The organism is Akkermansia sp. GGCC_0220 (genome assembly GCF_017566105.1).
GTDB lineage: Bacteria > Verrucomicrobiota > Verrucomicrobiia > Verrucomicrobiales > Akkermansiaceae > Akkermansia > Akkermansia massiliensis.
In genome coordinates, this window is sequence record NZ_JABFCI010000001.1 from 253,987 (window position 1) to 269,907 (window position 15,921).

General features: G+C 58.8%; 9 protein-coding genes. 7 read left to right on the plus strand and 2 right to left on the minus strand.

The genetic code is table 11. From position 1 onward, the window contains the following. Nucleotides 1-22: 22 nt before the first annotated feature. From HJW02_RS01085 to HJW02_RS01105, 5 genes are all read left to right on the plus strand, one after another. Nucleotides 23-1,483, plus strand: a complete 1,461-nt coding sequence (locus HJW02_RS01085) for a family 10 glycosylhydrolase (protein WP_102722550.1) — start codon at nt 23-25, stop codon at nt 1,481-1,483. A gap of 216 nt (nt 1,484-1,699) precedes the next feature. After that, nucleotides 1,700-2,344 carry a superoxide dismutase gene (locus HJW02_RS01090; RefSeq protein WP_102722540.1) on the plus strand — a complete coding sequence of 215 codons (645 nt, stop codon included), beginning with the start codon at nt 1,700-1,702 and terminating at the stop codon, nt 2,342-2,344. A gap of 150 nt (nt 2,345-2,494) precedes the next feature. Continuing rightward, entirely contained in the window at nt 2,495-3,586 is a 1,092-nt protein-coding gene (locus HJW02_RS01095) for an adenylyltransferase/cytidyltransferase family protein (protein WP_022396645.1), read from the plus strand. Between the two features lie 13 nt (nt 3,587-3,599). Then, a complete protein-coding gene (gene murJ, locus HJW02_RS01100; protein WP_102722539.1) occupies nt 3,600-5,165 on the plus strand; it encodes a murein biosynthesis integral membrane protein MurJ in 1,566 nt (521 codons plus the stop codon). 171 nt (nt 5,166-5,336) lie between these two features. Beyond that, on the plus strand, nt 5,337-6,503 hold the full coding sequence (locus tag HJW02_RS01105) for a pyridoxal phosphate-dependent aminotransferase (RefSeq protein WP_102722538.1): 1,167 nt from the start codon (nt 5,337-5,339) through the stop codon (nt 6,501-6,503). Between the two features lie 158 nt (nt 6,504-6,661). Here HJW02_RS01105 and HJW02_RS01110 read toward each other — a convergent pair whose 3' ends face one another. Further along, nucleotides 6,662-11,098 (minus strand): autotransporter outer membrane beta-barrel domain-containing protein, encoded by a 4,437-nt coding sequence (locus tag HJW02_RS01110; protein ID WP_102722537.1) that lies wholly within the window; start codon nt 11,096-11,098, stop codon nt 6,662-6,664. 985 nt (nt 11,099-12,083) lie between these two features. Then, nucleotides 12,084-13,586, minus strand: a complete 1,503-nt coding sequence (locus tag HJW02_RS01115) for a glycosyltransferase family 39 protein (protein ID WP_102722535.1) — start codon at nt 13,584-13,586, stop codon at nt 12,084-12,086. A gap of 297 nt (nt 13,587-13,883) precedes the next feature. Between HJW02_RS01115 and HJW02_RS01120 the strand changes: the two genes are divergently transcribed. Together HJW02_RS01120 and dusB are read left to right on the plus strand one after the other, a co-directional pair. Continuing rightward, a complete protein-coding gene (locus HJW02_RS01120; protein ID WP_102722534.1) occupies nt 13,884-14,405 on the plus strand; it encodes a YlbF family regulator in 522 nt (173 codons plus the stop codon). A gap of 381 nt (nt 14,406-14,786) precedes the next feature. Continuing rightward, nucleotides 14,787-15,797, plus strand: a complete 1,011-nt coding sequence (gene dusB / locus HJW02_RS01125; protein WP_102722533.1) for a tRNA dihydrouridine synthase DusB — start codon at nt 14,787-14,789, stop codon at nt 15,795-15,797. Nucleotides 15,798-15,921 lie beyond the last annotated feature (124 nt).

A 15,921-nucleotide genomic window follows, 5' to 3' on the forward strand; every position in this document is an offset into this window, starting at 1 on the left:
AAGCATTCCTCACCATCCCATCATGACCAGATTTCCCTTTTTCCATGCCCTTTCCTGCTCCCTGCTGGCCCTGGCCTCCCAGGCGCTGGGGTGGCAGCCCTCCGGAGAATCCGTCCCCGCCGCCCCGCAGGAATTCCGCGCGGCGTGGATTTCCACCGTCCATAACATTGACTGGCCCTCCCGTTCCGGCCTTTCCGGCGCTGCCCAGCGTGCGGAGCTGCTGACGATCCTGAATACCTGCGCTCAGTTGAAGCTGAATGCCGTCTTTCTCCAGGTGCGCCCGAACGCGGACGCCCTGTACCAGTCCTCCCTGGAGCCGTGGAGCCAGTGGCTCTCCGGGCCCGGCGTCAATCCGGGGTATGACCCCCTGGCCTTCGCCATTCAGGAGGCCCACCGCCGCGGCATTGAACTGCACGCCTGGTTCAACCCCTTCCGGGCAAAGGCGAACGTAAAGCACGCCGTGGGCCGCAACCATATTTCCCTCACCCGTCCGGACCTGATGAAACGCAACGGCTCCGTTCTGCTGATGAATCCCAGCGCCTCCGCCTCCCGTGACCACGCGATGAGGGTCATCCTGGACGTCGTGCGCCGCTACGATATTGACGGCGTGCACCTGGACGACTATTTCTACCCCTACCCCACGCCCGGCCGCACCTGGTCCCCCGCCAGCTTCAGCGACGGAAAGTCGCCCTCCCAGCGCCGGGCCTGCATTGACGACTTCGTGCATGACATGTACAAGTCCGTCAAATCCTCCAAACCCTGGGTGCGCGTGGGCATCAGCCCGTTCGGCATCTGGCGTCCGGGCGTTCCCGGCGGCATTGAAGCGGGAGTGGACGCTTACGAGCACCTGGCCTGCGACGCCCGCAAGTGGCTTTCCCGCGGATGGGTGGATTACCTGGCCCCGCAGCTTTACTGGCGCTGCAGCCCGGCCAAGCAGAGCTTTCCGGTCCTGATGCAGTGGTGGGCCGCCCAGAACACCAGCCGCCCGGTATGGCCGGGCATCGCCACGGCGCGCATCATGAGCAGCGAGGATCCGGGACGCCCCGCCTCTGAAATCGCGGCGCAGGTCAATTATTCCCGCTCCCTGGCCAGAACCGCCCCCGGGCAGTGCTTCTGGAGCGTCAAATCCATCATGAGGAATGCCGGAGGCATCCAGAAATACCTGAACAGGCTGTATCCCTCCATGGCCGTCCCTCCCGCCATGCCCTGGTGCGGAACCGGAACGCCGGGCCAGCCGCAGAATTTTTACGTGGCGGACAACGGTTCCACCGTAACCCTTTCCTGGCAGCCGTCCGGCAATCCCTCCCGGAAATGGGCCGTCCAGGCGCGCTACGGCAGCCAGTGGGCCACGCGCATCCTTCTGCCGGGCAGCCAGACCCGCGTGACGCTGCCCAAATCCTTCCTGGGGGATGCCGGGTCCGTCGCCGTCAGGGGCGTCAGCGCCTACGGAGCCCAGGGCCCCGCCGCGGCGGCCAGAAGGTAGGAAGCTTTTTCCGGCAGCCTCCGGCGGGAAAGGAAAAAAATGCCCGATGTTCTAAGTTTTTTGAACAACTCCAAATCCATCCATGTCCAAACTTCCATGAATTCCCGTGGCGCGGACATGAACAGAAGGCGTTTCATCGCCCTTTCCTCATTGGCGGCGCTGGGAACAATCAGCCAGGCCCGGGCAACAGGGCCGTCTATACAACCACAGCACAAGATGACTAAAAAGCAAGATCCCTCCACGGTCGGCTATGCCGACGGCAAGTACGTGTTACCGCCCCTTCCGTACGCCTACGACGCGCTTGAACCCATGCTGGATGAAAAAACCGTGCGCATCCACCACGACAAGCACCATGCGGCCTATGTCGCCGGCGCCAACGCCGCGGCTGAAAAGCTCCGTGAAATCGCGGACGGCAAGCTGGACGCCTCCGCCACCACCAACTGGGTGCGCAACCTGTCCTTCAATGTTTCCGGCCACGTCCTCCACACCATTTACTGGACCAACATGACGCCCGACCCCAAGAAGGGACCGCAGGGCCCCCTGGTGGACGCCATCAAGGAAAAATTCGGTTCCCTGGAAGCCATGATGAAGGAATTCAAGGCCGCCTCCCAGGGCGTGGAAGGTTCCGGCTGGGGCATTCTGGGAGTGGACCCCATGAGCAAGACGCTGGTGATCTGCGGCGCGGAAAAGCACCAGAACCTGGAAATTCCCGGTCTCGTCCCCATCCTCGTCTGCGACGTCTGGGAACACGCCTATTACCTGAAGCACCAGAACCTCCGGGCGGATTATATTGAAGATTTCTGCCGCCTCATCAACTGGGACGACGTGGAACGCCGCTACCAGGAAGCCATGGCGTCCTGACCGGTTCCGGCAGACATTGATTTTTCTTTTTCTTCAACGGCACGGGCCTTCTAAGGTCCGTGCCGTTTTTTGGCGTACTTCCACCCGGCTCTTGCATCCGGCGGAGCAATAGGGCATACTGCCGTGGACTAATTATCTATCACCACGCGCATGAAAAAAGTTTTCGTTTCAGGCTGCTATGACATCGTCCACGCCGGTCACATCCAGTTTTTTGAAGAAGCCCGGGCCCTGGGCGACTATCTGATCGTCTCCTTTGCCTCGGAACCCGTGCTGTGGCACCACAAGCAGCGCAAACCGTCCATTCCGGACGAACACAAGAAAGTGCTGCTGGAAAGCCTGCGCATGGTGGACAAGGTCATTCTGGGCACCGGCATGAAGAAGGGCCTGGACTTTGAAGAGGAATTTCTTCAGGAAAGGCCCGACGTCCTGGCCGTGACGGAGGACGACCTTTACAGCGGCATCAAGAAGGAGCTGTGCTCCCGTGTGGGCGCGAGTTATGTGGTGCTTCCCAAGACGCCTCCCAAATTCGCCCCCGTTTCCACCACCATGCTGGTGAACCGGATCAAGGCCCCGTCCACCGTGCCGCTCCGCGTGGACTTTGCCGGAGGATGGCTGGACGTTCCCCGCTACGCCAGAAAAGGCTCCTATGTGGTCAACTGCGCCATCACCCCCATGGTGTCCCTCTGCGAATGGCCGTATGAAAAGCGGTCCGGACTGGGCGGCAGCGGCGCGTGGGCCATGCTGGAAGGACGCGACCCGGTCGCTTCCGAACTCGCTCTGGGCGTCGGCTGGCAGGACCCCGCCGTCATTGCGGAAACGGGGCTGTGCGTCTGGCGTTCCGGCAGTTCCCCCGTGCTGGACGTCAAGGGCACGGGCGACTTCCTGGAAGGAAGAATGGCCATTCTGTACACGGGGGAGGAACACGACACTCCCAGAATGGCGGACGAACAGCGCGATTACGTGCGCATCTCCCAATCCTCCCTCATTGCCCGCACCGGAGTGCTGGAACGCAACATCAATACCCTGGCCGCAGGCGTGGCCCTGTACTACAGCGTTCAGCTTGACGAAGGAATGCAGCCCCTGCCGGACATCCCGAACGCCCTTGCCAAAAAATACCTGGGCGGCGGCTACGGAGGCTACGCCCTGTATCTCTTCCCCTGCCGGGACGACCGCGACCAGGCCGTCAAGGACAATCCGGCCATGAAGCGCGTGGAACCGTACTGCCGCCAACTGTTCAAGTAAGCCCTTCTCTTTCATGTCCCTGATGCGGAACAGCCTGGTAGCCTCCGGCGCCATCTTTGCCTGCCGCCTGACAGGCATGGCCAGGGAAATCGTGTACACTTCCCTGTTCGGCGCTACGGGAGTGCTGGATGCCTTTTATACGGCCTTCCGAATCCCCAACCTGTTGAGGGACCTGTTTGCGGAAGGGGCTCTCTCCCAGTCCTACACCAGCGTAGCCTCCAAAACACGGGAGGCGGAAGGCGACGCGGCCGCCTGGGAGCTGACCAACAAGGTAGCCACCCAGCTTTCCACGCTGATGGTCGCCATCGTGACGCTGGGAATTCTTTTTGCCGGCCCCGTCATGGAGGCCCTGTACAGCGGGGACCATTCCCTGACGGACCAGTTGTTCGCCACGGACCTGAGCCGCATCATGTGGCCTTTCATCGGCTTCGCCTCCCTGTCCGCCCTCGTCATGGGGGCCCTGAACATGGTGGGGATCTTCGGGCTGCCCATGCTGGCCTCCGCCGCCTTCAACGTCACCTCCATCCTGTTCGGCCTGCTGATCGGATACTTCATTGACCCCACTTTCGGCCCCAGGGCTTTGTACGGCTTTGCCTGCGGCGTCACGATCGGAGGGGCGGCCCAGATTGCCGTGCAGCTCCCCAAGCTGCGCAAAACCGGCTTCCGGTGGAAGCCCAACTTCCATTGGGACGATCCCCGCGTGCGCAAAATCTGGGGGCTGATGCTTCCCTCCGTGCTGGCTTCCGGCGTCACGCAGTTCACCATCTTCATCAATACGGGCTTCGCCCTGGACCTTCAGAAAGGCTCCGTCACCGCCCTGACCACGGCGTTCCGCCTCTGGCAGCTTCCCGTGGGTCTCTTCGGCGTGGCGACGGGCATGGTGGTCCTCCCCGCGGTTTCCCGCATGATGGTGGGGGACGGCAGGAAGGAAGTAGCCGTCCACATCGCCAAAGGGCTGCGGCTGGTGGCGTTTTTTGCGGTGCCCGCGTTCCTGATCCTTTTCATCCTGGGAACGGAATTCGTCTCCTCCGTGTACCAGTGGGGCCGCTTCAACCAGGAGGCGGTGCGCTATACCGGGGAGGTGCTGGGCGCCTATTCCCTGGGCCTGCTGGGCTACGCCGGGACCAAGGTGGTCCAGCCCGTCTTCCTGGCCCTGGAAAAACGCTGGGTACCCCTGATCGCCGCCGCCGTGGCGCTGGCCATCAGCATCGGCCTCAACTACTACTTTGTCTACGGCCTGCATAAAAACGCGGCGTGGCTGGCGCTGACCACCTCCGTGGTCACCACCTTCAACTTCCTCTTCTACTTCCTTTACCTGCGCCGCCAGCTGGGCGGCGTGGACGGACGGACGCTGTTCTCTGGCCTGGGCCGCATTCTGGCGGCGGGAGTCCTGCTGGGAGCCGTGTGCTGGGCGGGTAAAACGTGGTTCCTCCAGGACTTTCTGAACTGGTCCTTCCCGGCCAGGCTCCTGGGCATCTCCCTGGTCTGCGGCTGCGCCGGGATCGTTTACCTGGCGGCGGCCTTCCTGTTCAAGACGCCGGAACTGGACGCGGTACGGGCCAAATTCATGAAACGCTGACAGTGAAACTTCCCTTCCGCGAGGGGAGGCGCGCGCTCCGCAAGAAAAAGAATGGCCTTCACAAGCATTCTCCTTGCCAGGGGTGCGCTCAGTGAGTAAAGTTTTTCCGCCTGTGCGGGGAATAGCCTGTTTTCCGCCAGGGCATCAAAATTCTACGATCGCACCACAACAATGGACATGATTTCCCCCAGCATTGCTGCATTGACCCCTTCCCTGACCCTCAAGGTGACCAACCGGGCCAAGGCTATGAAGGCCGCCGGTGAAGAAGTTTACGGTTTGGCAGGCGGTGAGCCGGAAATGGACACTCCTGACAACATCAAGCAGGCAGCCATCACGGCCCTGAATAACGGAGCTACCAAGTACACCCCTTCCGCCGGTCTGCCCGCACTCCGCCAGGCCATTGCCGACAAGCTCAAGAGGGAAAACAATCTGGAATATGATCCCAGCCAGATCACCGTGGGCGCCGGCGCCAAGCACGCCTGCTTCAACGCCATCATGGCGACCGTCTCCGAGGGGGACGAAGTCATCATCCCCTCCCCGTACTGGGTCAGCTATCCGGAAATGGTCCGCATGTGCGGCGGCATTCCCGTCATTGTGGAAACCACGCCGGAAAACGGCTGGAAGCTCACTGCGGAACAGTTTGAGGAAGCCATGACCCCCCGCACCAAGATGGTGATCCTCACCACGCCGAACAACCCGACCGGAGCCGTTTATTCAGAAGAAGAACTGCGCGCCCTGGGAGAAGTGGCCCTGAGCGAAGACATCCTCATCCTGGCTGACGAAATCTACGAACACCTCGTGTACGGAGACACCAGGCACGTCAGCATCGCCTCCCTGAGCCCGGAACTGTACGACCTGACCATCACCATCAACGGCTTCTCCAAGGGCTACGCCATGACCGGCTGGCGCATGGGCTACTCCGCCGCTCCGGCCCCCATTGCCAAGGCCATCCAGATGATTCAGGACCACACCACCTCCAACGTCTGCACCTTCGCGCAGTACGGCGGCATTGAGGCCCTCACGGGGGACCAGAGCTTCATCAGCGACATGCGTGACGAATACGACATGCGCCGCCAGTATGTCCTGTCCCGCCTCAACGCCATCCCGAACGTCAGCGTCGTGGAACCGCAGGGAGCCTTCTACTTCTTCGTAGACACCAGCAAGCTGGGCCTCACCTCCCTGAACCTGTGCGACAAGCTTCTGGAACGCTACAAGGTGGCGGCCGTTCCCGGCATCGCCTTCGGCAATGACAAGGCCATCCGCATCAGCTACTGCACCACGCTGGACATTCTGAAGGAAGCGCTGGACCGCTTTGAAGAATTCTGCAAGGCGCACTAAGCGTCGAATACTGATTTTTCCAATCTCAGGGCCGCTTCATTCATGAAGCGGTCTTTTTTATTCCTCATGAGAAGACTTTCCGGCAGGACCGCCAGAAACAAAACACCCGGCAAGAGTGAACTTGCCGGGTGGAGGAAGAGACATGATTTCCTTCGTGCCTAAAAGCTCCGCGTATACCCCAAATTGATCGTCCAGGGACGATCGTATTTGTCTCCGTAGACATATTCGTAGTCCAGGTGCACCTGATCGCGGGCGCTGAGCTGCCATGCCACCCCGCAGCCAACCATGCCGCGGGTTCCATCCGTATTCGGACGCCACTGGTTGCCGGCGGCCTTTACTTCACCGCCATTGCTTGCCTGCTGCGTAACACCGATTTTCACGTAGCCCTGCACCAGCTGCCTGCCTCCGTTGACGCTCCATGTGCGTCCGGCTCGCAGGCGTCCGGCAAATTGCCAGATGTCGGCTGCGCTTCCCGCCACTTCCAGGCCCTGGTTCGTAACGATATGCGTGGAACCGGAATGGAGCCATGCGATTTGCACGGAGGGTTCCAGGAACCATCCTCCGGCGCTGCTCCACTGCCGCCCGGCTTCCATGCTCATTCCCAATCCCCAGTTGTCATAGCCGCCACGTTCCGTGCCCCCGGGCTGGACCGCGCTCCATGCGGCATTGTAGCTCATTCCCTTGAGAACCGCGTCCGCAAACCACCCCCTGCTGTGCAGCCATGAGGCGTAAAGGCCTCCGTAACCGCTGTCCGTGCTGCCCTTGCTTCCCCAGCCGTCATGGAAGCGGCGGTCACTCCGGCGATATCCTCCGAAGAGACCGGCAGCCAGCATGCTGTTTCTCCCGGATGCAACAATCCAGTCCGCGCCGCTGTCTGCCCCATACTGGTATTCCGTAAAGCCGCATACTCCGGCGATGCCCAGGTCCGTGTCCGTGCGTCCGGAAGCCGTGCGCGCCCAGTAGTGCCCCCTGGGCGCCTCTCCGGCGTTCCTGGCCTGTTGGTCCTGCTGCCTGTAAAAGTCCGCTCCCATGCGCAGCTCTCCCATGCGTTTGGAGAGGGTGTCAAGCTGTTCAAACCATCCCGTACTCATGCAGCCAAGCACATTGAGCAGTACGCCGCCCAGGTTGTTGTAGCCCTCCGGCGACAGGTCGTATCCATTACCTGCTGCGTTGAGTTTAAGGCCGTAGGAGTAAAAACCCGCATCAAGCGTTCCGGTAAAGAGCGTTGCCGCATTACTGTCTTCCGCCAGACTGTCCCATGTGATCATGTCGTGTATGAAGGACGGGGAGGAGGGAATGCCGCCTTGCAGGATGAAATGAACCGTGTGCGTGCCGGAAGCCTCCCCCGCGATGGAGATGCGGTCGCTTGTTCCGGCGGCCAGGTTGATGTTCATTGTAAAGGCCTGCGATCCGGAGAGGGAGCCGAGCTTCAATGTGTCACGGCCGCTTCCTTCAAAGGCTACATGCCCTCCGTCGCCCTTCAGGCCTCCCGAAAGCTGGAAGTCCTGCCCTGTGCCCGATGTATTGGCCAATAGGAGCGTTCCGGTGTTGGCAAGCGCCGATTCCACCTGCGCGCTGGTGAAGACATACATGGCGCCCGTGTTGGAGAATGCCTGGCCGCCCTTGAGCAAGCCTTGCAGAATAAACCCTTTACTGTTGGTTTGTGCGGTGGCGGCCGTGTCAAATGTTGCACCTTCCTTGACCTCCAGGATTCCGGCGCTGAAGAGGTTGTCCGCTCCGGCAGTGACCAGGCCGGAATTGATGAGGGTTCCCCCCGTGTGGCTCGTGGCGGAGGTGATGGTGATGCCGGCCGCGTCACTATTCAGCTGCAGCGCGCCGCCGCCTGTAATCCGGGCGATGAGCGTCCGGTCGCTGTCCGGATCGGCCGGAGCGTCCAGAACCCAGGTTTTCCCATCATGGATGTTCAATTCCTTGAGTCCGTAGGTGAGGTGGATCCCCGTCTGGCCGCTGTGCTCATTGGTGCCGGCTACGGCAATGTAGCTGTAGGTCGCGGTAACGGTATCCTGATAGGTAACTTCGCGTTCCTCGCCGCCGGTGATGGCCTCGCCCGTATCAGCATCCACCAAGTCCAGAAGAGTTGTATTCGCGACGTTCCCGGCTTGTACCACCAGCAGGGCGTCCGCGTTGATGGTGCCGTCCAGAGCCAATTCCTGAAGATCGCGGTCCAGGAAACCCGGCTGGGGAGCTATGTGGTCCAGACTGTCTTTCAGACCGGAGACGGCCAGCGTGGATGCCGACGTGATGTCAAGACTGCCGGAGACGGAGAGCTGGTGTTCCAGCCGGGAGGCGTCACCGTCCACCTGGACGGTAAGCGTTCCTCCGGCCAGATGCAGCTTGCTGATGGAAAAATTTTCCGTGACGGAGAGTTCGGAGCCGTTTCCGAGCCGCAGGGTTGCGGTGCCGAGCACGGTTTGTCCTGTGGCGTCCGGACGGAGCCGGGTATCAGTCAGGGCAATGGTTCCGCCAAATCCGGCCAGCGAATCCGGGAGGGTTACGGTGCCTGCGGACCGGATGTCCAGTGTGCCGGAACCTGTGATGTACGCGCCTGAGCCGGTCCGAATCTGTTCCATGTCGTTAATCAGGATGCTGCCTTCGTTGAGCGCAACTCCGTTCGTGAACAGATTGGTTCCGGTATTCCTCAGGTCAAGGGCTCCCTGTCCGGTTTTGAGCATTGCGTCGGAGGCTGTGACGTTTCCGTTCAGCAGGAGCGTGCCTTCGGTGTCTACCGTGCCGTTGAGGACGATCGAGGCGGCATTGATCTCGCTGACGGCGCCTTTGCTTCGAAGAGTGGCTCCGGCATTAAGCGTAAAGGAGGTTCCCGTGTCCGTCATGCTCCCCGTGCGGCCGAAAACGACCCCGTCCCTGAGTTCCAGCGTACCTCCGTATACAGTGGTTTTTCCCCGGAAGTTGTTGTAACGGCTGGCAACCAGATGGGCGTCCGTACCCTGATAGCGTGTTCCGCTGAAGACGACCGTGCCGGAGGTGTCGTGATCAGTCCCATTGTCATCCGTATACCGGTTGATCGCGAGCGTTATTGCGTAGTCCGTTCCTGAGGTGATCGGGTCGTCAAACTGGATGTTCCGTCCTTCTCCGGCCGCCAACTGCAAAGAGCCTAACCTTTCAACATGGATGGCGTTGGCTGTTCCCCCGTCTACGGTAAACGTTCCGTTATCGTTGCGCGTGAAGGTTCCCCCTGTCATATTGCCGCTGAAAAGAACGTCGTGGGTCTGCGCCAGGAATTGCTGGGCGGCGTTGGTGCCGAAATTGTTGATCAGGATGGCTCCCCCTGCCGTGGGCGCGTAATTGTTCGTGAAATTCGCCCCGTCCTGAATGGTCAGCTGCTGATTCTTCAGGTAAATCGCCCCGCCGCTGCCGGAAGACGCCTGAATGTAATTTCCGGTGAAGGAAACGTTGGCTCCCAGAGTGCAGGCCCCCCCTGAAGACATCCAGATGGCACCTCCGTCACCGGATGACGCGGAGATATAGTTGCCCGTGAAGCTTGCACCCGCCCCAACGGTGAGGGATGCAGGGCCTCCATTTGCCCGCACCGCAACCGCCCCGCCGGCCCCTTTTCCCGTTCCGGCGGCCAGGATGTAATTCCCGGTGAAGACGGCTCTGTCTCCCAGTGTGACGGAGGCGTCTCCAATCGTGATGTAGGTGCTGATCGCCCCCCCTTCACTGGCTGCTCCGTCTGCCGAGGTGGAAATATGGTTGCCGCTGAAAGTCGCGCGGTCTCCCAGGGTAATGGAGGTGGCGTTTCTATCGGCGCCTATCGCTCCTCCGTAGCTGGACTTGCCAGCCTGGACATAGTTGTCCGTGAATGTGGCGTCATCACCTATTTCAATGGAGGAGGAACCGCCCTTGGTAAACATTGCGCCGCCCCCGCCGCCTGCTTTGTCTGACGCCAAAACATGGTTGGCATGGAAAACGGCGCCGTTGCCCAGAGTGATCCGGGCGTCGTTGGAGAACGCCAGAACTGCGCCTCCTCTAACCTCTCCGCTTGCGGAAGATGCGTAATTTCCGGTGAAAACGGCATTGTCATCCAGCGAGACTGAAGCGAGACCTTGACCCTGAATGGCAATCGCGCCGCCGCCCGGAGCGGTGGAATCATCATAGATTCCCGTATTGTTGCGGAACGTGACCGCTCCGGTAAGATTCAGAGTGGCATTGCTGCCGAATCCCTCCACACGCAGAACCCGGTTGCCCGCATTCTCCCAGATGATGGAATTCATGTCAGCGCCATGGTCTCCTTTCTTCAGGAAAAACATGGGAGTTGTTCCCAGCCCAGCCAGATCCAGCGTGCGCGCTGCCGCCGTGTTGTCGGACTGAACGTTAATGAGAAGATTCAGGCCTCCTGTCAGCGTGGAGTCGTCGTTATGCAGGACAACCGTGTCGTTGGCACGCAGCAAACCGGACGCCCTCAATTCTTCCAATGTGCCGTACAGGTTGCTGCCCGGCATGGCGGACTGGGTGTTGTTCACCGTGTAGTCCGCACCGGATGCGGCCGGGAAGGTGCAGATGAACAGGCCCGCAAGCACGTAGCGGAGCAAAGAGGAAGGAAGATGTAGTCTCATGGTATTGAATGGATTTGGAAACGGATTAGTCGATTTTGAGCAATTTTCAGAAGTTATACGCTTGAAAGGCTATATTAGGCTATGACTGGGGAATCGGCAGCTGCGCGCGCAGCAAAACAGGATAAGTTTAGCAGGAGATAAAATCGTGACGCTGAATGGTTCATGGATATAAATGTCATGTTTTCCAGTAGGGAATGAATGCAAATTAGCGGATTTCCAATCCGGAGACAGGGCCCATGCGCCAACGGCTTGAAAGAAGGCTCCATCCCTGGAACGGGAAATAATATCAATGCAACTAACCTATAACATTTTGACGACAAGCTTTTTGGTTCCTTGAAAAATCCTGATGGCAACAGGAAGAATAGAAAAATTCCCATCTGTTTCTTTCCCGAATGCACGTCTTCCGTCCATTCAAATTTTCTGTCTATGGTCCAAATAATTTTGTATTAAATGCTTTTTTTCAAATTTATAGCTTGTCTCCGGATTGGAAATCCGATTTTGATACAAATAATTGATTGTGAGATTCATAGAAATCGCTTCAACACTGAGTCAGAAAGAAACAATGAAAATGAAAGCAAAAGGGAAAAAAGGACTTACAGCGCAAACCCGGCGGCCGCGCCATAGCCCCAAGCGTAAAATCAACGAAGAACTCATCAAACTGGTTATGGAGCTCCGAAAGGTTCGCAACATTGGAATCCGGCTGCTCAATGTGAACTTCTTTTGAAGCAGGGGAAGAAAAGTCATTCCCCATTCAGCCTATTCAGACAGACCGTTCTTTGCAGAACCGGAGCTTCCCCGGCTCAAAAAACTGATGGATTGAAGGACAAATTATCCCGTTCTACCAGAATGCAGACAAGATACGGAAAGAAGCCGGACGTGCTGAAGGAAGCGCTGGACCGCTTCGAAGAATTCTGCAAGGCGCACTAATCGCCGACTCAGCTACTTCCCACTTTCCAGGGACCGCCTTATTCATGGAGCGGTCCTTTTATTCTTCGGGGGAAGGCTCGCCGTCCCCCTGTGACACCCGGCACCAGAATCCCCCGTCCAGCTCCGGCATCAAAGGCTTATAGCCGTGCTGCCGCAGAAAAGAATCATCATCCCGTGAACTGGTGTGGATGATGTCCGGTATACCCTGCTCAATGTAATCATACTGCTCCCTGACCATTTCCTCCGACGGGAAGTTTTGAAGGAACCAGTATCTTCCGCACGGCTTCCAGTCCCAGGTAATGCCGAAGCCCCTGTCCAGCCAGCCCAGATACAGGACGGAGGCTTCGGAAAAAGAGGCCAGCCGTTCCCGGACGGCGGGGGAATAAAACTCCCTGCCATTCCAGACAAAGTCTCCTTTCCGGACGGCGCCCGTCAGCCCGGCAGCCACTCCGGCCCCCGTGAGGCAGGCGATTGCCAGCGTTGCGGCCGCCATCCGCGGCATGCACAGGGAAAAGCGCCGTTCCGCCCGGGCCACAAAGAAGATAGTCACCCAGATCATCATGGGTGAAAGGATGGAATTGTAATAGTAGTTGTACACGCTGAACATCTCCACCTTGAAGAAGATATACAGCAGGGCCGTAAAGAGGAGCGCCTTTTGCGTTTTTAATTGACGCCAGCCCGCTATCGCCAGAGCCCAGATGACGGCCACCCACATCAGTACGTCGGACAGGCAGCGGACCGGAGCCGGCCTGAGCAGCCTGGCCCACCATGTGGTATCCTGGGACACCGTTCCATAACGCACGGAGCACAACAGGTACTCATTCATCGCTTCTTTCCAAACACCGTTGGATACCAGCCAGGCCGAACAGGGGACAACCACGGCCAGGAAGCCGGCTAGCGCCACCCCTAAAGCCACCGCCGCTTCTTTTCTCCGCCCGTTCCACCACAGCCACAGGCACAGAACCCCGCCTAAAGCGCACACGGGAAAGGCTATGGAGAACTTCATCATGGAGGCTGCCCCGGCAAATACCCCGGCCGTGCCGAACAGAAACAGCAGGCTGCGCCTGTCCCGCATCCGGAAATACCGGACCAGCCCGTAAACCACGGCCGCCATCCCCGGCCAGCACAATTCCTCCACCCCTCCCCCGCGCTGGAAGGGAAACGAATCAAACAGAAACAGGCACAATAGCATGGAAGCCAGCAGGCTGCCGCGCTGTGACAGATAAAAACGCGCCGTCCCGCAAGCCAGCAGAAGCGTCGTAAAAAGGGTTACGCACTGAATGAGGAATATTCCGGCAAATGAATGCCCGTCAATCCACGCGGCGGCATAATAAATCCAAACCAGCAGGGGCCCCTTGCTGTCCGCCATTTCCACATAGGGGAGAAGCCCGTGAAGCAGCCCCCGCCCGAACATGAAAAAAATGGAAGGGTCCGGAGATGGATAAAAGGAGTACAAGGGAGAGGTATCCGAACACGCTCCAATCACGATAACGGACCAGATAAGAAGCATCAGCGGGATTTTCCACCCCAGCATAGCTATGGAATCATTTTTCCCTGTCATAGGTTGGGTAGCAACAAGTGGGATTGTGCGGATTACAAATCCGAACTAGATAGGCAACAATGCAAATGTAAGAAGAATATTCATCATATTCAAGCATATATGACAATTTCTAACAAATATTCTTCTTGTTAAGAATATCCGGGGAAATAATGGGTAGAGTTGGAGAAATGCATTTGATATGAAAAAGTAGTATTGACTTCGGATTTGTAATCCGCAACAGGCCGTGACACGGAAATGTACGCCATGCCTCGCAACCGGGTTGCCCTGTCCGGAAAGGCATGATTAAATGAACCTTATATGAATACCCCCGTTCTCAATGACAACCTGCGCGCCGCCACGGAAGCCCTTTGCAACCTGCTTGCCAAGGAAGACCAGGTTGTGGCCTCCAAGGCAAAAATCGGCCTCTTTTTCCAGAATCCGGAGGCAACCAAGCTTTTTGAAGAAGTAAACGCCTACGGAGAAGAACTGCGCAACAAGCACCTGGCCGGCATGCCCCCCACGGAAGAGGAAATCTCCAAGTTCGATACCCTGCGTGAAAACGTGGTCAAGAACGATGCCGCCCGCGGCTTCCTGGAAGCCCGCCAGACCATCGATGAACTCCTGAACACCATTAATCATTATCTGGGCATGTCCATCGACCTTGGCCGTGCGCCCACTCCGGAAGAAATCGAGGAAGCCCGGCAGCGCGCCATGAGCGCCCAGACTTCCTGCTCCTGTGGCGGCAGCTGCGACAAGGAAAGCTGCGATTGCGACGGCAATTGCGACCACGGCCACGACCACGATCACAAGGACGGGGGCTGCGGCTGCGGCAACCACTAAAAGCGATCTTTCAACCTTTCGTCAAACGGCTTCACTCCCAGGTGAAGCCGTTTTTCATTGACGGCATGCGTCAACGCCGCCCTTCCAGGACATGTACGTATCCAGTCCGGCACACGCCCTGGCCTGAAAACCGTCAGGGGCTTCACAAGCCTTTGCGGCAACCGGAAAAACTGAGCGCCAGCGAACCAATATCAAAAATTGCGGCCCATGACCGCATATTCTCTCAGATGCCGCAGAAGCCTGCGGCGTTCCATAAAGGCTTTTTCAAAAGAGGGCCGCATTTGCACGCCGCCTGCATTTTCCCCACCCCGCTTTCTTCATCAGGACGGGCAAGACGCTTGAACGGGAGATGGGCCCATGCTAGCCTCATTCTAAGGAATCATGACTTTTTCCAACCGCCCAGCTTCCGCTTCCCTGCCGTTTATCAAAACGGATTTCCCGTTGTTCCTGGCTCCGATGGCCGGAGTAACGGACCCTATTTTCCGCACCATCTGCAAGGAACTGGGGGTTGACGTCATGGTGACGGAGTTCGTCTCTGCGGAAGGCATTCTCCAGTCATGGGAGAGAAACCGGAGGTACACGAAGATAGAAGACGCGCACCGCCCCATAGGCATTCAGCTTTTCGGCGCGGACGGGAACCACATGGGAGAGGCCGCCAGAATAATCCTGGACCATGAGAAACCGGATTTCATCGATATCAACTTCGGCTGTCCGGTCCCCAAAGTGGTGGGCAAAAATGGAGGGTCCTCCCTGCTGAAAGACCTTCCCCTGCTGGCCTCCGTGGCCGGAGGCGTGGTGAAAGCCGTGGGCGACCGCATCCCCGTCACGGCCAAAATACGCATTGGCTGGGATTTCCAGAGCCTGTGCGCCATGGACGCCTGCCGCCTGCTGGAGGATGAAGGAATTTCCATGATTACCATTCACGGGCGCACCCGTTCCCAGCAGTATTCCGGCACGGCCAACTGGGACATCATTGACGAATGCGCACGGGCCATGTCCGTGCCGGTCATCGGGAACGGGGATATTTCCACCCCGCAGGCGGTAGCGTACGTGAAGGAAAACACAGCCGTCAGCGGCGTCATGATCGGCCGGGCGGCCATGGAGAATCCATGGATTTTCGGAGACGCCAAATATTATCTGCTGCACGGCGCCATGCCTCCGGCCAGGGATCCGCAGGAAAAGACGGACCTGATCCTGCGTCATGCCCGGATGGCCCTGGAGTCCCGCCATTACGGGGACGAACTCCACACCATGCGCCACATGAGGTCCCGCATTCTGGCTTACACGAAGGGGTTTCCGGGAGCCAAGGAAATGCGCTCCCGCCTGGCTCGCGTCTCCAGCATGGCGGAGCTGGAAGACCTGCTTTCCACCCTTCCCCGCCGGCGCTCCTGAGAGCGGGAAAAATCCCGCCCTCCGGGAGATTCCGCAGGCCCGGCAAGCGGCATGGGAGGAAGGCCGTCTTCCCCTTCCCCCTCCGCACCTGAAAAAAAATGCCCTTTTGAGGGAAGCTAAGTTG

Excerpts from the sequence above, each read along its gene's own strand:
- HJW02_RS01085 (WP_102722550.1), top strand. The coding sequence starts at position 23 with ATGACCAGATTTCCCTTTTTCCATGCCCTTTCCTGCTCCCTGCTGGCC.
- HJW02_RS01090 (WP_102722540.1), top strand. The coding sequence starts at position 1,700 with ATGACTAAAAAGCAAGATCCCTCCACGGTCGGCTATGCCGACGGCAAG.
- HJW02_RS01095 (WP_022396645.1), top strand. The coding sequence starts at position 2,495 with ATGAAAAAAGTTTTCGTTTCAGGCTGCTATGACATCGTCCACGCCGGT.
- murJ (WP_102722539.1), top strand. The coding sequence starts at position 3,600 with ATGTCCCTGATGCGGAACAGCCTGGTAGCCTCCGGCGCCATCTTTGCC.
- HJW02_RS01105 (WP_102722538.1), top strand. The coding sequence starts at position 5,337 with ATGGACATGATTTCCCCCAGCATTGCTGCATTGACCCCTTCCCTGACC.
- HJW02_RS01110 (WP_102722537.1), bottom strand. The coding sequence starts at position 11,098 with ATGAGACTACATCTTCCTTCCTCTTTGCTCCGCTACGTGCTTGCGGGC.
- HJW02_RS01115 (WP_102722535.1), bottom strand. The coding sequence starts at position 13,586 with ATGACAGGGAAAAATGATTCCATAGCTATGCTGGGGTGGAAAATCCCG.
- HJW02_RS01120 (WP_102722534.1), top strand. The coding sequence starts at position 13,884 with ATGAATACCCCCGTTCTCAATGACAACCTGCGCGCCGCCACGGAAGCC.
- dusB (WP_102722533.1), top strand. The coding sequence starts at position 14,787 with ATGACTTTTTCCAACCGCCCAGCTTCCGCTTCCCTGCCGTTTATCAAA.